Here is a 20,547-nt window from a genome sequence, read left to right as displayed (position 1 = left end):
GTCGGACTTCGTGACGGAATGTGCTGCTGAGACGGTAGTGAAAGCGTCAAAAGGTTGGTATCGGGCATGAAATGCGCTCCGATGCGGGGATAGGGAGACGGAGAGCCGCTCGGCCCGGAGGAGAGAACATGACCACCGCCCAGCCGCGCCCGTCCGCCACCGCCGGGACGGCGGCCGACACCGCCCGCGAGCTGACGCTGGAGCTGCCGATGGTCACCATCCGGATCCGCCCTCCGGAGCTCCGGCTGCCCCGCGTGCCTCTGCCCGACATGCCCCGCCTCCCGGTTCCCCGTCTGTCCCACGTCACGATGCCGCACGTCAACAGGCAGGAGGTCGGGCACGCCGTGGACGTGGCCAGGTCGCTGCTGCCGCCGCCCGAGCGGGTGGCGTACTACGGGGCGCTGGGCGCGCTCGCGGTGGTCGGCGTGATCGAGTGGCCGGTCGCCGCGGCCATCGGGGCGGGAACGGTGATCGCGCAGCGAGCCCGGTCGAAGGAGCCGGCGTCCGGGGCCGATCCCGGTGACGCGGGGAACGCCGTGCGGGCTCCGGCCGCCAAGCGCGCTGCAGGGGCGAAGGCTACCCGCGGCAAGAAGGCCGCCAAGGCCAGGACGTAGCCCGGCCGCGCCCGGTCCACCCGAAGAACTCCCCCCGACCCGTCGCCACCGCCGTCCGAGGGGAGTGCACATGCGGTTGCCCGGCATCCGCTTCGCCACCGGCACGCTGCTGGCCATGCTCCCCGACCCGGTACGCGACCTGCTTCCCCGCCCGCGCCTGGTGCGGGAGTGCGCCGGAGGCGTCCGCATCGAGTTGCGCGACCTCGGCGGCCCGGGTACCGAGCGGGCCGCCCGCGCCCTGGAGGAGCGGCTGCGGGCCGCCGGGGCGGACCGGGCGGAGGTCAACGGCGCACTCGGCTGCGTCTTCGTCGGCTTCGTCAGCCGCGTGGACGCGGGCGCGGACGGGCTCGACGCGGCGTCCGTGGCCGCGTTCGTGGCGGTCGTGGAAGAGCTCGACCACCCCGGCGCAGCGGACGGGCCCCACGACCCGGACACCACGCCCGCCGGCGCGGGAGACGGGTCCTCCGCCGCGGAGGGGAGCGACGGGGGGAGGCTGTTCGACGGGGTGGAGCAGCAGGCCCGTGCCGCCGTGAGCCTGGGCCTGCACCTCGTCGGCGCCGGGGTGGCGCTGGCCGGTCAGGTCGCCCGCGTACCGAAGCTGCCGCCCATCGTGCCGGCCGTCACCGGTCTGGTCGAGCACACCCCGCGGGTGCGGCGGGAGATCGAGGAACGCCTCGGCCGGCAGACGGCCGAGGCGGTGCTGGCCTCGGCGCGACTCCTCACCCATGCCCTGGCCCGGCGCCCCGTCTCGCTGCTCATCGACTCGGCCGCCGCGGCGGGCCGGTACCTGGACGCCCGGGCCGGCCGCCGTGCCTGGGAGCTGCGGGAGGAGGAGCTGGCCGCCACGAGGGGGGCCTACCGGCACACCCGGATGGCGGCGGGCCCGCGACCGGTCAGGTTGCCGCGTGGCCCCGTCGAGCGGTACGCGGACCTGGCGAGTCCCGCCGCGCTCGCCGCGCAGGGTCTCACGGCGGCCGTCAGCGGCGACCGCCGGCGGGCGCTGCCGGTGCTGGTGGCGGCCACGCCCCGGGCGGCGCGGCTGGGCAGGGAGGCGTTCACCAGTGCCGTCGTCCGCGCGTTGGCCGAACGCGACACGATCGTGCTGGACCGCCACGCGCTGCACCGGATGGACCGGCTCGACACGGTCGTCCTGGACGCCGGCGTGCTGACGACGGGCCGGTGGACGGTCCACGGTGTCGTTCCCCTGGAACCGGGCGCGGACCCGGACGAGCTGCACGCCCGCCTGTACTCCCTCCTCGACCTCGCCGACCCCGGGGCGCACCGCGAGCGCGACGGCTGGACGGCGGGGCCCGCCGCCCCGGACGAGCGGGCCGAGGTGAGCGCGTGGCGGCGGCAGGGGGTGCGGCCGGTCGTGGTGGCCAGGAACGGCACGCCGGTGGCGCTGGTCGGCCTCGCGCCCGAGCCCGTGCCCCTCGCTGAGGCGATCGCCGCCGCGCCCAGGGGGGCCTGCGCGGTGGTGCTGGCCGGGGGGGACGCCGGCCTGGCGGGGCGGCTCGGCGTGACCAGGACCGTGCCGGGGGGCGCGCGGCTGGCGGCCTCGGTACGGGCGCTGCAGGCCGAGGGGCACGGCGTGGCGGTGGTGTCGCGGCGTTCGCGGCGCGGCCTGGTCCAGGCCGACCTGGGCATCGGCGTGCTGGACGGGACCGGGCGGGTGCCGTGGGACGCCGACGTGATCGGCGGGCTCGACGGGGCGCACCTGCTGCTGAGCTGCCTGCCGCACGCCCGCCGGGCCGGCAGGCGCGGCGTCCGGGTGGCCGCGGCGGGGGCGGTCGTGGGGGCGGGGCTGGCCGCCGTCGGGACGGCGCGGGGCGCGCTGCGGCGGGCACAGCTGGCAGCCGACTGCACGTCGGCGGCGGCGCTGGTGGCGGGGGAGTGGACGGGCCGCCGGGCCGGCCGGCAGGCGCCGCCGATCCCGGCCGACCACACGCCCTGGCACGCCATGCCGGTCGGCGACGTCCTGGCCGCGCTGCGCTCCTCGCCACACGGCCTGACCGAGGCGGAGGCCCGTCGCCGCGGAACGACGGGCCTCGCGGGCAGCCCGGCCGACCCCTCCGGTGACACGACGGTGCGCTCGCCGGGCCGCCGGGCCGCCCCGCCCCGCCGCGCGGCGGTGGGGGAGAGGGCCGGGCAGGGACCCGGCTCGCTGGCCCGTGCCTGCGTGAGCGAGCTGGCCAACCCGCTCACCCCTGTCCTCGCCGCGGGCGCGGGCGTGTCGGCGGCCGTCGGCTCGGTGCTGGACGCGGCGTTGATCACCGGCGTGATGGCCTCGGGCGCCCTGCTCGGCGGGGCTCAGCGGTGGGGCGCCGACCGGGCCCTGCACCGGCTGACGCGCGTCACGGCCGTGCCGGTACGGCTGCGCAGGCCAGACGGCGAGGTGACCGCGATGGCCGACGACCTGGTACCCGGCGACGTGGTGGAGCTGCGGGCGGGCGACGCCGTGCCGGCGGACTGCAGGCTGATCGAGGCGGCGGGCCTGGAAGTGGACGAGTCGACGCTCACCGGCGAGTCGCAGCTCGTCGCCAAGACGGCGGCGCCCACGGCGGCGGCGGCCGTCGCCGAACGCGGCTCGATGGTCTACCAGGGGACGACGGTCGCGGCCGGGCACGGCCTGGCCGTGGTCGTGGCCGCCGGGGAGGCGACGGAGTCCGGCCGGACCGCGCGCCTGGCGGCGGCCGGTGCGCCGCCGAGCGGGGTGGAGCTGCGGCTGCGGTCGCTGAGCCGCCGGATCCTGCCCGCTTCCGTCGGCGCGGGCCTGCTGCTGATGGCGATCGAGCTGCTGCGCGGTACGCCGGTCGCGGCGGCCGTCGCGCCCGCGGTCAGTCTGGCGGTCGCGGCGGTCCCGGAGGGGCTGCCGTTCGTGGCGACCGTGGCCGAGCTGGCGTCCGCCAAGCGGCTGTCGGCCCGCGACGCGCTGGTGCGCAACCCGTCCACGATCGAGGCGCTCGGCCGGGTGGACGTGCTCTGCTTCGACAAGACCGGCACCCTCACCGAGGCCCGGATCACCCTCGGGCGGGTGTCCGACGGGTGGGTGGAGAAGGCGGTGGAGGAGCTCACGCCCGAGCTGGAGGAGGTCGTAGCCGCCGCGCTGCGCGCCTGCCCCCGCCACGAGGACGGGCGCGCCATCCCCCATCCCACCGACCGCGCCGTCGTGGAGGGCGCGCGGGGCCTGGGCGTCACCCAGGGGGGCTGGCGGCGGATCGACGAGCTGCCCTTCGAGCCGGCGCGCGGTTACCACGCCGTCCTCGGCCTGACCGGGGAGCGGCACCTGCTGAGCGTGAAGGGCGCGCCGGAGGTGGTGCTCACCCGCTGCGCCGGCCTGGCACGCGGGACGGAGACGGTCCCGCTGGACGCCGACGCCAGGCGCGAGCTGGAGGATGAGGTGGAGCGGCTGGCCCTGCAGGGCTACCGGGTGCTCGCGGTCGCCGAACGGGACGCCTCCAGCCGCGCCGACCTGGACGAGTCGCGGATCGACCGGCTGCGCTTCCTCGGCTTCCTCGGCCTGGCCGACCCGGTCCGCCCGACCGCCAGGCGCAGCGTCGAGGGGCTGATGGGGGCGGGCGTCCGGGTCGTCATGATCACCGGGGACCATCCGAGCACGGCCGAGGCCATCGCCGCGGAGATCAACGCCCTGAACGGCCTGCGCGTGATGACGGGGCCCGAGCTGGACCGGCTGGACGACGACGCGCTGGCCGAGGCGCTGTCCGAGGTGGCGGTCTTCGCGCGCGTCACCCCCGAGCACAAGGCGAGGATCGTCGCCGGCCTGCGCCGGGTGGGCAGGGTGGTGGCCGTCACGGGCGACGGCGCCAACGACGTCCCGGCCATCCGGCTCGCCGACGTGGGCGTGGCGCTCGGGCCGCAGGCCACCCCGGCCGCGCGGGCCGCCGCCGACATCGTGGTGACCGACGACCGCATCGAGACGATCATCGACGCGATCGTGGAGGGGCGGGCCATGTGGGGATCGGTTCGCGACTCGCTCGGCATGCTGCTCGGCGCAACATCGGGGAGATCGCGTTCACGCTCGGTTCCAGCCTGCTGACCGGGCACAGCGCGCTGAACGCCCGCCAGCTCCTGCTCGTCAACCTGCTCACCGACATGCTGCCCGCGATGGCGGTGGCCGTGCGCGCGCCGGGCGCGGTCAGCCCGGAGAAGCTGCTCGCCGAGGGCCCCGAGGCGTCGCTGGGCGCGGCCCTGACCCGCGACATCCACCTGCGGGCGGTCACCAGCGCGGCGGCGGCCGGCGCGGCGTGGCTGCTGGCCCGGGTGACGGGCACCCGCGCCCGGGCCGACACGGTGGGGCTGGTCGGCCTGGTGGGGGCACAGCTTCTGCAGACCCTCGTGGTGGGCGGCCGGGACCGGCTGGTGCTGCTGGCCTCGCTGTCGTCGCTGGCCGTGCTCGCCGTCATCGTGTCCGTGCCGGGGCTGAGCGGCCTGTTCGGCTGCCGTCCGATCGGTCCGGCGGGCTGGGTGATCGGGCTCGGCTGCGCCCTGGCCGCGGTGCTGGTGGCGGGCCTGGTGGAGCGGGCGGCTTCGGGCCGGTCATCGGATGTTCACCGGCCGGCCCTGTAGGCCGTATCTATCTCGCCGCGTTTATGGTGAAATCTGCCACTAAATACCTACTCTCCCCCTAGAGGTGCTCAGTGTCCGGATTCATGGCTTCGGTGCTCGCGAAGGTGGCGTTCATGCTCCTGGAGGCGCTGGTGATGCGCCTGCTCCACGCCCTTTTCGCGGCCGTCCTCCGACGCCCCGCCTGACCTGTCCCGGTCCGCTCCGGTACGGTCGGACCTGCTCCGGCCTGCGGCGTGTCGGCGGGAAATCGGCTCCCCGCGCCGCTACGGTGGGCGGATCTCGCGAGAAGACCGGTCAACCCGGCACGATCTACCCCTGTGGTCTGGTGGAATCTAGTGCTGTGAGTGGTCAGACCTGGCGGCTGGTGCGGCGCGGGGGCACGGGACGCGCCGAGGCCCCTGTGCTCGATGAGCATCAGCGTGCCGTGGTCGCCCATCGCGGCGGCCCGATGCTCGTGCTCGCCGGGCCGGGCACCGGCAAGACCACGACCATCGTCGAGTCGGTCGTCCAACGGATCGAGCGCCGCGGCACCGATCCCGAGCGGGTGCTCATCCTCACCTACAGCCGCAAGGCCGCCGGTGAGCTGCGCGAACGGGTGACCGCCCGGCTGCGCCGCACCACCAGGACACCGCTGGCGCTCACCTTCCACAGCTACGCGTACGCGCTGCTGCGCCGCGAGGCGGTGCTCGCCGGTGAGGCGCCGCCGCGGCTGCTCACCGGCCCCGAGCAGCTTCTGGAGATCCGGCGGCTGCTGCACGGCGAGCTGGAGGACGGGGCCCGCGAGTGGCCCGAGTCGCTGCGCGAGGCGCTCAAGACGCGCGGGTTCGCCGAGGAGCTGCGCGACTTCCTGTCCCGTGCCGCCGAGCGGGGCCTCGACGGGGAGCGGCTCGAAGAGCTCGGCAGGCGGTACGGCAGGGCCGACTGGGTGGCCGCGGGCCGCTTCTCCACGCGTTATCAGCGGCGCTTCGACCTCGACCCCGAGCCGGCGCTCGACTACGCCGAGCTGATCAGGGCCGCGGCGGGGCTGCTGGCCGACCCCGACGTGCGCCGCCGGGAGCGGGCCGCGCACGACGTGGTGTTCGTGGACGAGTACCAAGACACCGACCCGGCTCAGGAGTTCCTGCTGCAGCAGCTCGCGGGCGACGGGCGCGACCTCGTCGCGGTGGGCGACCCGGACCAGTCGATCTACGGCTTCCGCGGGGCCGACGTGCGCGGGATCCTGAAGTTCCCCGAACGGTTCCGCACGCTCGACGGCCGCGACGCCCCGGTCCTGGCGCTGCGCGTCTGCCGCCGGAGCGGCGCCGACCTCCTGGAGGCCTCCCGCCGCGTCGCCGCCCGCCTCCCCGCCGCGCCTCTCCCCGCCGTGCCCCTCCCTCCCGCGCCCCTCCCTGCCGACCCCCTCCCCGATCCCGCGCCGGACCGTACGGACGGCCACCCGCCCGGCCCGCCCGGCCCGCCCGGCCTGCCTGACCTGCCCGATCTGCCCGGCCTCGCCGCCGAGCCCCGGCCCGAGCCGCAGTCCGCTCCCGCCGCGCCGGTGCGGCGCATGCACGGCCACCGCGACCTGCTGACCCTGCCCGAGGCCGACCCCGGCGAGGTGCGGGTGCTGCTCGCCGACAGCACCAGCCAGGAGGCGGCTGTCGTGGCCGACGCGCTGCGCCGCGCCCACCTCATCGACGGCGTGCCGTGGCACCGGATGGCGGTGCTCGTGCGCTCCGCGTCCAGGCAGGTGCCGCTGCTGCGGCGGGCCCTGGTCAGCGCCGGCGTGCCGACCATGGTGGCCGGCGACGAGGTGCCGATCGCCCAGGAGCCCGGCGTACGCCCCCTGCTGACGATGCTCCGGGTCGCCCTCGACCCGGGGGCGCTCGACGAGGGCGTGGCCGAGGAACTGCTCACCGGCCCGCTCGGCGGCACCGACATGATCGGCGTGCGCCGACTCCGCCGCGCACTCAAGATCGCCGAGAACGAGGCCGCGCCGGACGACCACGAGACCCGGCGCACGTCCGGCGAGCTGCTGGTCGCCGCGCTGCGCGACGCGCGCGAGCTGACCCGGATCGAGCCGCACATCGCGCTGCCCGCCGAACGGGCCGCCAAGCTGCTCGCCACCGCGGGCGAGGCCGTACGGGCCCAGGGCAGCGCGGAGGACATCCTGTGGGCCGTCTGGCAGGCGAGCGGCCTGGCCGAGCGGTGGACCGAGATGAGCCTGTCCGGCGGCGCCAGGGGCGCGCAGGCCGACCGCGACCTCGACGCCGTGGTGGCGCTGTTCGACCAGGCGGCCAGGTTCGTGGACCGGATGCCCAAGGCGGGCCCCGAGGTCTTCCTCGACGACCTGGCGTCCCAGGAGATCCCGGGCGACACGCTGGCCGAGCGGGCCCCCGACGGCGACGCGGTGCGGGTGCTGACCGCCCACCGGTCCAAGGGCCTGGAGTGGGACGTGGTCGTGGTGGCGGGCGTCCAGGAGGGCGTCTGGCCCGACCTGCGGCTGCGCGGCTCGATGCTGGGCGTCGAGGACCTGGTGGAGCTGGTCGAGGGGGCCAGTCCCAACGCGGCGTCGCTGACGTCCAAGCTGCTCGCCGAGGAGCGCAGGCTGTTCTACGTGGCCGCCACGCGGGCCCGGCGCCGCCTGGTCGTCACGGCCGTCGGCGGCGAGGACACCGACGAGCGGCCGTCGAGGTTCCTGACGGAGCTGATGCCGGGCGCGGTCGAGACGGCCACGGTCGACGACCGGGCGCGCTGGCTCACCATGTCGGCACTGGTCGCCGACCTCAGAAGCGCCGTCACCGACCCCACCAGGCCGGCCGGCATGCGACGCAAGGCGGCCCAGCAGCTCGCCCGGCTCGCCGCCGCCGGCGTCCAGGGCGCCCACCCCAACGAGTGGTACGCCCTGACCACGATGACCGACGACCGGCCGCTGAGCTGGCCCGACGACACGGTCAGCATCTCGCCGTCGGCCGTGGAGAGCTTCACCAAGTGCGGCCTGCGCTGGCTGTTGGAGACGGCCGTCGGCGCGGGCGGCACCAGCTCGGCCCAGGGGCTCGGCACGATCATCCACGCGCTCGCCGTGCTCGCCGCCACCGATCTGCCGAGCGAGGACCTGCTCGGCAGGCGCCTGGACGAGATCTGGACCGAGCTCGACTTCGGCGGCGTCTGGTTCAACCGCAAGCAGCGCCAGGTCGCCGAGCAGATGATCACCAAGTTCCTGCGCTGGCACAAGGAGAACCCCCGCGAGCTGGTCGCCCTGGAGGAGGGCTTCACGGCCATGGTCGGCGACGGGGTGCAGATCAAGGGCCGTGTCGACCGGGTCGAACGCGACTCCGAGGGCCGGGCCGTGATCATCGACCTCAAGACCGGCGGCTCCAAGCCCAAGGCGGGCGAGCTGGACCGCCACCCCCAGCTCGGCGTCTACCAGCTCGCCGCGCTGCTCGGCGCGTTCGCCCGGCACGGCATGACCGAGCCGGGCGGCGCCGCCCTCGTCCAGCTCGGCAAGGCGGCCGGCCGCAACGACGCGCTGGAGCAGCAGCAGGGCGCCCTCGCCGACGACCCGGACCCCGGCTGGGCCGGAGACCTCGTCGACACCGTCGCGATCGGCATGTCCGGGCCCTTCTTCCAGGCCAAGGCCAACGACGGCTGCCGCACCTGCGCGGCCAAGGCGAGCTGCCCGGTCAACGACAGCGGGGGCCAGGTGTGCTGACCCCCGCCGAACTGGCCGGCAAGCTCGGCATCCTGCCGCCCACCCCCGAACAGGCCGACGTCGTCCAGGCCCCCCTCGAACCCATGGTCGTCATGGCCGGCGCCGGCTCCGGCAAGAGCGAGACGATGGCCGGCCGGGTCGTCTGGCTGGTGGCGCGCGGCCTGGTCAGGCCCGAGAACGTGCTCGGCCTGACGTTCACCCGCAAGGCCGCCGCCGAGCTCGCCACCCGCGTCCGCGAGCGGCTCAACGGCCTGGCCGAGGCCGGCTTGGTCGAGCCGGAGCTGCTCGACAACGAGCCGACCGTCTCCACCTACCACGCCTACGCCGCCCGCCTGGTCACTGACCACGCGCTGCGCGAGGCGATGGAGCCGACCATGCGCCTGGTCACGCCCGCCGTGTCGTGGCAGCTCGCCTCCAGGGTGGTGGCGATGTACGACGGCCCGATGGACCGGATCGAGCTGGGCCCGCCGTCGGTCACCGCCGCCGTGCTGGAGCTCGCCGGCGAGCTGTCGGAGCACCTGCGCGCCGCCGCCGACGTGCGCCGGGTGGGGGAGTGGCTGGACGACCTGCACGGCCGGCTCTCCGGCCGCACCACACTCGCCCAACGCCGCCCCATCAGCGTCCAGGGGGCCAGGGAGCAGCTCCTCCCGCTGGTGGAGGCGTACGAACGGCTCAAGCGCGCCCGCGAGGTCATCGACTACGGCGACCAGATGGCGCTGGCCGCGCGGATCGCCGCCAACCACAAGGAGGTCGGCGAGATCGAGCGGTCCCGCTTCTCCGTCGTGCTGCTGGACGAGTACCAGGACACCAGCCACGCCCAGCTCGTCCTGCTCAAGAGCCTGTACGGCGGCGGCCACCCGGTCACGGCCGTGGGCGACCCCTGCCAGTCGATCTACGGCTGGCGCGGCGCCTCGGCCGGCAACCTGCGCCGCTTCCCCGCCGACTTCCGGACCCGGGCGGGCGACCCGGCGCAGGTGCGCCAGCTCAGCGTGAGTTTCCGCAACGGCGACCGGGTCCTCGACGTGGCGGCCCGGGTCCAGCTCCCGCTGCGCATGGAGGCGCGCGAGGTGCCCGTGCTCGTCCCCGGCCCCAACCGGGTGGACCGGGGCCGCGTCACCTGCGCCTTCCACGAGACGGCCGAGGACGAGGCGCGCTGGATCGCCGACGGCCTGGCCAGGATCCTCGGCCAGGAGGTGGCGCCCGACGGCCTGCCCTGGGGCGAGGGCGAACGCAAGAAGACGCCCGCTCTGCAACCCCAGGACGTGGCGATCCTGGCGCGCAAACGGTCGCAGTTCCCGGCGCTGCGCAGGGCGCTCGAAGAGCGTGACATCCCGGTCGAGGTGGTGGGCCTGGGCGGCCTGCTCACCGTGCCCGAGGTGAGCGACATCGTGGCCACCCTGCGCGTGCTCTACGACCCGACGGCAGGCGACGCCCTGGCCCGGCTGCTGGCCGGGCCGCGCTGGCGGATCGGCCCCGCCGACCTGAGGGTGCTGGGCGAGTACGCCAGGGAGCTGACCCGCGAGGCCCGCGAGAGCCGCCGCGAGCGCGACCCGCTCGACCAGGTGGTGGCCGACCTGGCCGAGGAACGCGGCAGCCTCGTCGACGCGCTCGACGAGCTGCCCGACCGGCAGGAGTGGCTGGAGGCGTTCTCGCCGCTGGCGCGCACCCGGCTGGTCACCCTGGCCTACGAGCTGCGCCAGCTCCGCGCGCACACCGCCCAGCCGCTCCCGGACCTGATCACCGAGGTGGAGCGGCGGCTCGGCCTCGACATCGAGGTGGCGGCCCGCGGCGGCACGGTCAGCGCGTTCGCCGCCCGCGCCGACCTCGACGCGTTCCTCGACGCGGCCTCGCGCTTCGCGGGCGACTCGGAGGACCCGACGCTCGGGGCGTTCCTCGCCTACCTGCAGGCGGCCGAGAGCGAGGAGTTCGGGCTGGAGGCCGGCAGGGTCGGCGAGAGCAACAGCGTCAAGCTGATGACCGTGCACGCCTCCAAGGGACTGGAGTGGCCCGTCGTGGTCGTGCCGGGCCTGTCGCAGCTCATCAGCTCCAAGGGCACGATCGCCACCGGCAGCATGTTCCCCGCCACCCCGGTCACCAACAGCCGCTGGACCGACAACCCGCGCAAGCTGCCCTACCCGCTGCGCGGCGACGTCGCCGACCTGCCCCGGCTGACCGGGCTGACCAAGGACGAGCTGGCCGCGTTCGACGAGAGCTGCCGCGAGCGCGACCTGATGGAGGAACGCCGGCTGGCCTACGTGGCCGTCACGCGGGCCCACTACCACCTCATCGCCTCCGGCTACCGCTGGGGCACCGCCTCCAGGCCGCTGGAGCCGTCCGACTTCCTGCTGGAGATCCGCGACACCGCCGACAAGGTGGCGTTCTGGGCGCCCGGGCTTCGCGACGGCGAGACCAACCCGCTGCTGGCCGAGCCCGCCGAGGCCGTCTGGCCGGTCACGCCCGAGGGCCTGCGCTACGAGTCGGTCCTCGACGGCGCCCGCCTGGTCGAGGAGGCGCTGGCCGGCACGCCGGCCCCCGCCGACGACGAGCCGGTGCGCGCGTTCGAGGAGGAGCGCGTCCGCGCCTGGGAACGCGACACCGACCTGCTGCTGCGCGAGCGGGAGCAGCACCGGCGGCGCACCGCCACGATCGTCGAGCTGCCGTCCAAGCTGACCGTGTCGTCGCTGGTCACGCTGGCGGCCGACGCCCGCGAGCTGGCCCGCCGGATCCGCCGCCCGGTCCCGGTCAAGCCGGCCCCGCTGGCGCGCCGCGGCACGTCGTTCCACAAGTGGCTGGAGACGCGCTGGGACCAGCAGCGGCTGCTCGACGACTTCGACCTCGACCTCATCGACGAGATCGAGGAGGCCGACGTGCGGCTGGCGGAGCTGCAGGAGCGCTTCGAGGAGAGCGAGTGGGCCGAACGCCGGCCGCTCGACCTGGAGGTGCCGTTCGAGACCATGATCGCCGACCGGCTGGTGCGCGGCCGGATGGACGCGGTCTTCGAGCTGCCCGGCGGCCGCTACGAGGTGGTCGACTGGAAGACCGGCGAGCCGCCCACGGGCAAGGCGGCGCGGGCCGCCTCGGTGCAGCTCGCCGCCTACCGCCTGGCCTGGGCACACCTGGCGGGCGTGCCGCTCGACCGCGTCAGCGCGGCCTTCCACTACGTACGCGCCAACCGGACCGTCCGCCCGGTGGACCTGCTCGACGCGGACGGCCTGGTGGCGCTCGTCGAGTCGGTCCCGGTCAACCAGGCGCCGGTCAACCAGGCGCCGGTCAACCCCGCACCGGTCAACCCCGCAAGTAGTGGAAGCCCGGGTGCGGGTGCATGAGGAAGTCGTGGTGGGAGATGTTCCAGGCGTAGGCCCCGGCCATCGCGAACACCACCGTGTCCCCCACCCGTACCGAAGTCACGATTTTTCGGGCAAAGACGTCTTTAGGGGTGCAGAGCTGCCCCACGAACGTGACCGGCTCCCCTTCCGCTCCAGGCCCGTCACCCGTAGGCAGCACGGCGAACGGCTGGTCGTGCCCCTTGGCGGCCGGTGTGCGCAGGTGGTGCGTGCCGCCCCGCACGATCGCGAACACCTCGCCGCGCACCCGCTTGACGTCGACGACCCGGGTCACGTACGAGCCGCAGTACGCCGTCAGCGCCCGGCCCGGCTCGATCCGCACCCGCTGCCCGGCGCGGCGCAGCCCGGCCAGCCCCCGGCCGTACCCGGCCCAGTCGAATACCGGGCCCAGCCCAGAGGAGGACGCGGACGAGGACGCGGGGGAGGACGCGGAGTAGGACACCGCCATGCCCCCGCCCAGGTTGACCTCGTCATGGGGGGTGTCCAGCAGCCGCTCGGCCAGCCGGAGCAGTTGCGGGGCGTCCAGGCCGCTGGCCAGATGGGCGTGCAGGCCGCGCAGCCGCACCCGCCCGGAGAAGAGCGGCAGGCACTCCGCCACCCCCTCCTCGTCCATGCCGAACGGGCCGCTCATCGTCAGCGCGGCCCCCTCGACCGGCAGGCCGGGGTTGATCCGCAGCAGCACGTCGGCCGCCAGCCCGGTGGCGAGCAGGCGCCGCAGTTCGTTGGGCGACTCGACGTGGATGCGGTGGTGCGGCAGCCGCAGCTCCGCGTCGGTCTTGCCGGGCCCCGCCAGCGCCAGCGGCTTGCCCGGGAACAGGGCCGCCACGTGGGCGTGCTCCCCGGCCGACGACACCTCGAACCCGTCCACGTGCGGCTCCAGCACCCGCAGCAGCTCCGGATCCGGATTGGCCTTGACCGCGTAGTACAGCTCGACCCCGGGCAGCGCCCGCCGCACCGACGCGGCGTGGGCGTCCAGCGCGGCCAGGTCGTAGAGGTAGGCGGGCACGTCGCCGAGCCGCAGGGCCGCCTCACGCACGGCGGGGGCGAGCACGGCGGGGACGAACACCGCGGGGACGAACTCGGCGGGCGCGTTCATGCGAGGGGGTTCGCGATCGGCACGTAGCCGGCCGCCCGGTCGGCGGCGCGGGCCCAGCGGACCCCCAGGTTGGCCTTGGCGGGCAGCGGCGCCCCGGCCAGCAGGTCGGACAGCGGCTCCGGCCGGCCGAGGTCGCCGGCGTGCCCGGCTAGGATGTCGCGGGCGGCCCGCCACAGCTCGCGCAGCAGCTCGTCGCCGCCGGGCGCCGCGACCGTGGCGGCGATCTCCGTGAGGTGGTTCACCAGCAGGCAGTAGACCACCCGCGCCCAGCCGCGTTCGGCGTCGTACGTCATCGCCCGCGACACCGGCTCCGGCAGCCCGCCGAGGTCGTGCCGGCCGGCCACCAGCTTGGTGCCCTCCAGGTCGCGGAACACCGCCTCGCGCGGCATGCCGTCGGCGTCCAGGCCGACGAGGACGTTCTGCAGGTGGGGCTCCAGGATCACGCCGTGCGCGAAGAACAGCTCCAGCACGGGCGGCGCCACCACCGACACGTACGCGGTCCACCAGCCGAGCGGGTCGCGCGCGGCGCTCCCCTCGGCGGCCAGCGCGCCCGCCAGGACCGGCACGACGCCGGGAGAGCACACCGACCACGGGCTCTCCCGGACGATCACCCCCAGCCCCTCCAGCAGCCGCGTCCCCAGGCGCGCCGAGCGGTAGCCCGGCTCGGCCAGCCAGCGCGTCCCGGGGAACCTGCCCGCCACCTCCTTGAACACCGGCCCGAGCCGCGAGCTCAGCTCCACCGCCCCCGTCAGCTCGTACCAGGCGTTCTTGCGCACGCAGTTGGTGATCCGCACGTCCAGGCTGAACTTCAGGCACGCCCCCGCCGTCGGCGCGTACACCGTCCGCACCGACGAGGTCGGCACGACAGGCGGCCCGTCGCCCAGATCGATCAGCTCCTCGCCCAGGGCCGGGCGCAGCAGGTCGAGCTGCCACGGATGCGCGGGCAGCAGCCGGTAGCCCGGCGGCGCCTCGCCCAGCAGGTCCAGCGCCGAGGCGTCGCCCTCCTCGGCCAGCACGCCGGCACGCACCCCCAGCAGCCGCACGGGGAACTCGACGTGTGCCTCCGGTGCGTACCGCAGCCAGCGGTCACCACCCCGCGCCTTCGGACTGGGATGGAACGGATGCCCGAACACCAGGGCCTGCTCCGAGGCCAGCCACGGATCGGCCGGCGGCTCGGCCCCGGCCCGCGCCCGGAGGATCGCCGCCACCGCCTCCCTGCTGGCGGCCACCTGCCCGGCGAACTCCTCGTTGCGGCCCACCGCCGACAGCTCCCGCTCCACCAGCCGGACCAGCTCGTCCGACGTCAGCGGCGACCACGCGCCGGCCGCCAGCCGCTCCGGCGGCCCGTCGAAGCGCAGCGCAGCGCCGCCGCGCGTGCGCGCCCGCAGCAGCACGCCGCCCACCCGCAACAGCACGTACGGCGGCGCCGGCCACACCAGCCCGCGCGGCCCGGCCACCTCCCGCACGCAGCAGCGGAGCAGGGCCGCCAGCGTCGCCTCCTCGGCCGGCGACCCGGGCGCGTCGAGGACCAGACCGTGCATTCAAGCTCTCCTCAGGTAGTTGGGCCCGCTGGTGCCGTAGAACTTGTTGACGTCCCGCGCGCCCGTCCGCTCCTTGGCCACGAGCGTCCCTGCGGTGATCATCGACTTGCCGGTGAGCCGGGCCGCCTCCAGCGTCCTGGCCCGCAGCAGCCTGGCCATCGGGTCGTCGCCGTACGCGTCGAGCGCCTCGTCCAGCGCGTCGCGCACCAGCGCGGCGGCCTCCCGGTGCGGCAGCGCGCCGAAGGCCACCGCGGCGGCGGCCAGGTGCAGCGTGATGGTCACGAACACGTCGGCCAGCGCGTGCGGGTCGTCGGTCAGCATCCGCTCGTCGGCGAAGGCCGGCACCTCGATCCCGGCCGCCGCCAGCCTCGCGGGGGAGGCGAGCAGGCCGTCGTTGTCCTTGACCAGCAGCCGCATGCCGCCGTCGTGGAAGACCAGCGCCAGGTTCTGCTGGTGGGCCTCCAGCGCCACGCCGTACCGGACGAACAGCCGCACGTTCCAGCGCATCAGCACGCGCAGGTAGCGGGGCAGCACGTCGCCCAGCCCGGACAGCACGCCGGGCACGGTCAACGCGGCCACCGGCACGATCACGCCCTCGGGCAGCCGCCGCACCATCCACGCGAGGTAGTCGTGCCCGGCGTGCGCGTAGGTCTGCTCGCCGGCCACCACCACCTCGGGATCGGCCAGCCGCCGCAGCAGCGACTCGGCGCGGGCGCCGTCCTCCAGCGTGCCCGGCCTGATCGACCGGCGGTTGCGCGCGCCCAGCGTGCTGGTCGGCAGCGGCAGCTTCAGGTGCGTCCGGGAGGTCACCTCCACGGTCCGCATCGACAGCGTGGGCCGCACGGTCACGCGCGCCCCGTCCAGCAGCCGTACCCCGTCGATCTTCGCCACCTCCTCGGCGGCGAGGGGGTGCACCGGGAACAGCGCCTCGTCCGCGCCGACCGTCATCCCCGGGGGCGCCACGTCGGCGGGCAGCTCCGCCGAGCCCGCCCGCAGCATCGGGCGCGGCACCGCGGCCCACCGCAGCTCGAACGACGGCGCGAACTCCGGCGCGTACGCCAGCAGTTCGCCCTCCGTCAGGCCCAGCCGGGCGCGGGCCGTCGGGTACACCGGATGGTCGGCGAACGCGGCCAGCGTCTCGTACGACGGCCCCGCGGCCAGCACTGCGGCCGCCCGGTCGTCGTGCAGCTCCCAGGCGCGCAACGCCTGCGCGCACTCCTCGCCGAACGCCGCCACCCCCTCGCCGTCGGCCGGATCGGCCACCTCCGCCAGCGTGGCGAGCACCTCGCGCAGCGCCAGCCGCTCGCCCGCGGCGACCACGAAGTCCTGGAACAACCCGCCCGGCGCCAGCCGCACCACCCGGCCGCCGGCCAGCACCAGCCCGACACCGTCGCGGCTGCGGCTCACCCGGTCCGACAGCCGCCCGTAGTCCTCGCGCAGCAGCGCGTCCAGCACCCGCGCCGCCAGGTACGCCTCCCTCGGGCTCATCCGATCACCCAGGGCCTGGCCGCCCGGTAGCCCGCGACGGCCGCCTCCACCCGGTCGCGGTTCGGCCCCACCGCGCGGATCACCCCCAGGTAGTCGCGGTTGGTGTGGGTACGCTCCACCACCTCGCCGACCGCGCGCAGCGGCCGGTGCCACAGCCGCACGCCGTCCCGCGTCACCGCCTCCGCCGCCGGGGCCGCGGTGATCGTGCCGGACCGGCCGGCCACCAGGCTCACCGCGCTGCCGTGCCGCGACGTGGCGGGCACCTCGGGCACCGGCTCACCGAGGTGCGCCCGCAGGATCCACTCGAACAGCGGCACCCCCAGCAGGTCGGCCAGCAGGAAGTCGCAGTGGTCGCCGATCACCCGGTAGTTGACCTCGACGATGCGCGGCCCATCCGGCGTCACCACGTACTCGGTGTGGCACGCCCCGAACCCCACGCCCAGCGCCTCCAGCGCGGCCAGCACGTGGTCGTGCGGCCCGCCGGGCGACCAGTCGAGCCGCTCCTCCACGAAGTGCGGCAACGGCCCCAGCGTCGTCGCGAAACCGCCCAGCACCCGCGTCACCGACCCGTCGCCCAGCGTCTCCAGCGTGCGCAGCGGCCCCTCCAGGTACTCCTCCACGACCAGCGCCTCGCCGGGCCGGCGCCGCCGGATCCGCGCCACCGCCCGGGACAGGTCGTCCTCGACGAGCACGACGTCCTCGCTGGCCACCCCTTCGCGCGGCTTGACGACCACCGGGTACGGAACGCCGCCCGGCACCGGGTCACCCGGCGCCAGCCGTACCGACCAGACCCGCTCGACCCCCGCCTCGGCCAGGGCGCGGCGCGTCAGGAACTTGTTCTTGGCCGACAGGCAGGCTTGCCAGTCCTTGCCCGGCAGCCCGAAGTAGCCGGCCGCCAGCGCGGTCTCCACCTGCAGATGGTCTGAGTTGGAGAAGACGGCGTCGGGCCGGCCGAGGCAGGCGATCGCGTCGATCAGCGCCCGAGGGTCGCGCACGTCGCAGCCGACCGCGCCGGGATGCCGCTCCGGCTGGTCGGTGAGGATTGTCACCTCGCAGCCCAGGGCGCGGGCGGCCGGAAGGAACCCGTCGGTCACCGAATCGGTCGGTTTGAGCGCGGTCAGGTACAGCCGCAACGCGTGGCACCCCCGGAACAACGATCAGGTAAGGCTAACCTAACCATGTGATCCTAGCCCGTTGGCGATCATCCCGCCGCCCGGACCCCGCAATCCGCCCAGGGCTCCGCGCGAACTCCGGGGCCCATAGGATGACATGGGATTCGGGAAGGGTGGGGCCCGTGCACACGAGGGCGGAAGAGCAACTCATCGGACCGCTGCTCCTGGCGCGCGGCACGATCGACCGGTCGGCGGCGCTGCGCCCCGACACCGCCTGGCTGGAGCGGGCCTGGGCCGCGCCCAGCACCCGGGTCCTCGTCATCCACGACGGCCGGACACTCGTCAGGCGGCTCGGCGACGAGGTGCGCGCCGAGCTGTTCACCCCCGCCGAGGCGCCGCCCGGCGAGCGCTACCTGCTCGGCGTGGAGGGCGACGTCGCCTACTTCGCCGTGGCCGCCCCGCTGCCCGAGCCCGCCGCGCCGCCCGTCCCACAGGCCACGCCGCCGATCCCGGCCACGCCGCCCGTCCCGCAGGCCACGCCGCCCGCCGTGGGCGACGTCAACGGGCGCGTCACGGTCCCGATGGGCCTGCACGACGCGCCTGACGGCGCCACGGTCACCGCGGGGCTGCGCCAGGTCGGCGGCCTGCTCGGCGACCGCGACGCCGGCCTGCTGGTCTACGCGGTGGCGCTGGAGGCCTGGCACGCCACCCACGAGTTCTGCCCCCGCTGCGGCGCCCGCACCGAGGTCCGGGCCGGCGGCCACATCCGCGTCTGCCCGATCGACTCCAGCCAGCACTTCCCGCGCGTCGACCCGGCCGTCATCATGCTCGTCCGCGACGAGGACGACCGCTGCCTGCTCGCCCGCGGCCCCCAGTGGCCGCAGGGGCGCATGTCGATCCTGGCCGGCTTCGTCGAGCCCGGCGAGTCGCTGGAGCACGCGGTGATCAGGGAGGTGGCCGAGGAGGTCGGCATCGCCGTCGCCGGCCCGCGCTACCTCGGCAGCCAGCCCTGGCCCTTCCCACGAAGCCTCATGCTCGGCTTCTTCGCCGACGCCGTCACCACCGCCATCACGCCCGACGCCGACGAGATCGCCGAGGCCCGCTGGTACTCCCGCGACGAGCTCGTGGCCGCCCTCGAGTCCGGCGACCTGCGCCTGCCGCCCTCGGTCTCCATCGCCCGTCGCCTCATCGAGACCTGGTACGGCGGCCCTCTCTCGGGCGACTGGTAAACGATGGTGACTTAGCGTAGATTCGAAGACACCTTCGGTAACGGGAGGCTAAAGTCATGGCCATGAATGAGACTCACATGGCTGAGATCCTCGACCTCCAACGCCAGAAGCTCGCCATCCAGCACGCCGCCACCGAGGTGGTCATGGACGACAAGATCAGGTCCTCGGAGAAGCGGATCGTCACCGCGGTGACCGGCGCCATCACCAACGCGGTGCTGGAGCTCAAGAGCGAGTTGAGAGATCTCCGCGCCGAGCTCAAGCACGACATCGCCTCAGTCCGCGACGAGCTCAAGAGCGACATCGCCTCGGTCCGCGACGAGCTCAAGGGTGACATCGCGGACGTCCGCACGGAGCTGAAGACCGACATCGCGAGCCTGGAGCGCAAGCTCGACTGTCACGCCCACTGACGAGGCCGGGTGTGCGGCAGCACCCGGCCCCTCGCGACATCCCCCGCGACCACCCGGTGAAGTCCCCCGGGCGGCGAACCCCTCAGGAGACGAGCAGCGCCTTGACCTCCCGGGCCGACGGGTTCGTACGGACCACGCGCCCACCGGCGGTCTCGACCACCACGGTCGGCACCACCTGGTTGCCGTTGTTGACGCTCATCACGAACTCCGCCGCGGCCGGGTCGCGCTCGATGTCGATGTCCCGGAAGCTGATGCCCTCGCGGGCGAGCTGAGACTTCAACCGCTTGCAGGGACCGCACCACGTGGTGCTGTAGACCGTGAGCGCCATGGTCAGACATCCTTCCAGATCAACCGACGGGCGCTCCGTTCAACACCGGACCAGGGTCAGGTCATTCCTGGGCAATGCGTTCGGCGATCCACTGCTGCACGGCCTCCAGCACGGCCGGCTCCCGGTAGAGCGGGGCGCTGTGCGCGGTGCCCGCCACGGTGAGAACCGTCACCGGGACACCCACCTGGCCGAGCATCTGCTTGAGCGGCTGGCTCTGCACCGGCGGCACGAACTCGTCCTGCGAGTGCACGGTCAGCATCGGCGCGTCCTTGGGACTGGCGTGCCAGGCGACCTCCATGCTCGCCCACACGCGCGAGCACTTGCCCTTGGGCGTGCAACCCCCCGCCAGCTTGACCGCCGACGCGCGCAGCTTGCGCTTGTAGGCGTCCCTGGTGGCCAGCCCGTCGGAGTAGGCGCGCAGCGGGGAGATGATCGGCGAGAGCCCGACGACGCCCCGCAGCCCGGCGATGCCGTTGCCGTACGTGCCGACCGAGGCGGCGATGTGGCCGCCCGCGGAGAAGCCCACCACCACGAAGTTCTTCGGGTCGAACGCCCAGCGCGCCGCGTGCTTCTTGGCCGACGCGATCGCGGCCAGCACGTCGGTGCGCTGCGCGGGCCAGGCCGCGTGACCGGACAGGCGGTAGTTGAGGTTGAAGACGGTGTAGCCCTGCTCGGCGTAGCCGCGGGCGACCGACGCCATGTAGCGCTTGTCGCCGCTGGACCACCAGCCGCCGTGGACGAGGAACACACCGGGGCGGTCGGTGCCGTCGGGCGTCCAGGAGACGTCCATCTGCTGGCGCCGGTGGGAGCCGTACGGGATCGTCTCGAACGACAAACCCGTGCCGTAGGGGTCGGTGGTGTCCGTGACGACCGGAGGCGGAGTGGGGTCCTTGACCGCGTGCGCGGTCGATGGTGTGAGCGTGATGGCAGCGAGCGCGAGCGCGCCAACGAAAACCGCAGTTCGCACGGCCTCCCTTTCCCCCATGCACATGGTCGGGCCCCATTGTGAGGGAAGAGACCAGTTCTTTGCATCTCGATGACGATGAACGGACGACGGGCGGCATGTTGCCAGAATGGAGGCCTCTACCGCCACCGGCTGGGAGGATTGAC

The 20,547-nt window shown here is 74.8% G+C and carries 13 protein-coding genes; 7 read left to right on the top strand and 6 right to left on the bottom strand.

Features of this window, described 5'->3' with window-relative positions; translation table 11 throughout:
• Positions 1-128 precede the first annotated feature (128 nt).
• From FHU36_RS06765 to FHU36_RS06750, 5 genes are all read left to right on the top strand, one after another.
• Entirely contained in the window at positions 129-614 is a 486-nt protein-coding gene (locus FHU36_RS06765; protein ID WP_185082910.1) for a hypothetical protein, read from the top strand.
• 70 nt (positions 615-684) lie between these two features.
• Positions 685-4,671, top strand: a complete 3,987-nt coding sequence (locus FHU36_RS06760) for a cation-translocating P-type ATPase (protein ID WP_246501974.1) — start codon at positions 685-687, stop codon at positions 4,669-4,671.
• Entirely contained in the window at positions 4,587-5,201 is a 615-nt protein-coding gene (locus tag FHU36_RS44180; RefSeq protein ID WP_312891467.1) for a cation transporting ATPase C-terminal domain-containing protein, read from the top strand. Before FHU36_RS06760 ends, FHU36_RS44180 begins: the two co-directional genes overlap by 85 nt.
• A 400-nt stretch (positions 5,202-5,601) precedes the next feature.
• A complete protein-coding gene (locus tag FHU36_RS06755; protein ID WP_185084650.1) occupies positions 5,602-8,892 on the top strand; it encodes an ATP-dependent helicase in 3,291 nt (1,096 codons plus the stop codon).
• A complete protein-coding gene (locus tag FHU36_RS06750) occupies positions 8,886-12,218 on the top strand; it encodes an ATP-dependent helicase (RefSeq protein WP_185082909.1) in 3,333 nt (1,110 codons plus the stop codon). The genes FHU36_RS06755 and FHU36_RS06750 overlap by 7 nt, the downstream gene beginning before the upstream one ends.
• Here FHU36_RS06750 and FHU36_RS06745 read toward each other — a convergent pair.
• From FHU36_RS06745 to FHU36_RS06730, 4 genes are read right to left on the bottom strand one after another with little or no spacing between them, the layout of a single operon-like run.
• On the bottom strand, positions 12,178-13,332 hold the full coding sequence (locus FHU36_RS06745) for a type III PLP-dependent enzyme domain-containing protein (RefSeq protein WP_185082908.1): 1,155 nt from the start codon (positions 13,330-13,332) through the stop codon (positions 12,178-12,180). The two genes, FHU36_RS06750 and FHU36_RS06745, sit on opposite strands and share 41 nt — an antisense overlap.
• Complete coding sequence (locus tag FHU36_RS06740) at positions 13,329-14,873, bottom strand: IucA/IucC family protein (protein WP_185082907.1); 1,545 nt, start codon at positions 14,871-14,873, stop codon at positions 13,329-13,331. Before FHU36_RS06740 ends, FHU36_RS06745 begins: the two co-directional genes overlap by 4 nt.
• Positions 14,874-16,361, bottom strand: coding sequence for an IucA/IucC family protein (locus FHU36_RS06735; protein WP_185082906.1), 1,488 nt, complete (start codon positions 16,359-16,361; stop codon positions 14,874-14,876).
• The gene (locus FHU36_RS06730) at positions 16,358-17,494 is read right to left on the bottom strand and encodes an ATP-grasp domain-containing protein (RefSeq protein WP_185082905.1); all 1,137 of its coding nucleotides are present in this window, start codon (positions 17,492-17,494) and stop codon (positions 16,358-16,360) included. The genes FHU36_RS06735 and FHU36_RS06730 overlap by 4 nt, the downstream gene beginning before the upstream one ends.
• A gap of 161 nt (positions 17,495-17,655) precedes the next feature.
• Here FHU36_RS06730 and nudC point away from each other — a divergent pair, with 161 nt between their 5' ends.
• Entirely contained in the window at positions 17,656-18,702 is a 1,047-nt protein-coding gene (gene nudC, locus FHU36_RS06725; protein WP_312891465.1) for an NAD(+) diphosphatase, read from the top strand.
• Positions 18,703-18,764: 62 nt separating this feature from the next.
• The gene (locus FHU36_RS06720; RefSeq protein WP_185082903.1) at positions 18,765-19,109 is read left to right on the top strand and encodes a hypothetical protein; all 345 of its coding nucleotides are present in this window, start codon (positions 18,765-18,767) and stop codon (positions 19,107-19,109) included.
• Positions 19,110-19,191: 82 nt separating this feature from the next.
• Here the strand turns inward: FHU36_RS06720 and FHU36_RS06715 are convergent, their stop codons facing one another.
• Positions 19,192-19,437 carry a mycoredoxin gene (locus FHU36_RS06715; RefSeq protein ID WP_185082902.1) on the bottom strand — a complete coding sequence of 82 codons (246 nt, stop codon included), beginning with the start codon at positions 19,435-19,437 and terminating at the stop codon, positions 19,192-19,194.
• A gap of 61 nt (positions 19,438-19,498) precedes the next feature.
• Positions 19,499-20,404, bottom strand: a complete 906-nt coding sequence (locus FHU36_RS06710) for an alpha/beta hydrolase (protein ID WP_312891464.1) — start codon at positions 20,402-20,404, stop codon at positions 19,499-19,501.
• Between the last annotated feature and the right edge of the window lie 143 nt (positions 20,405-20,547).

Origin of the sequence: Nonomuraea muscovyensis (genome assembly GCF_014207745.1) — a bacterium.
Lineage (GTDB): Bacteria > Actinomycetota > Actinomycetes > Streptosporangiales > Streptosporangiaceae > Nonomuraea > Nonomuraea muscovyensis.
This window is presented reverse-complemented; position numbering and strand designations above follow the sequence as displayed.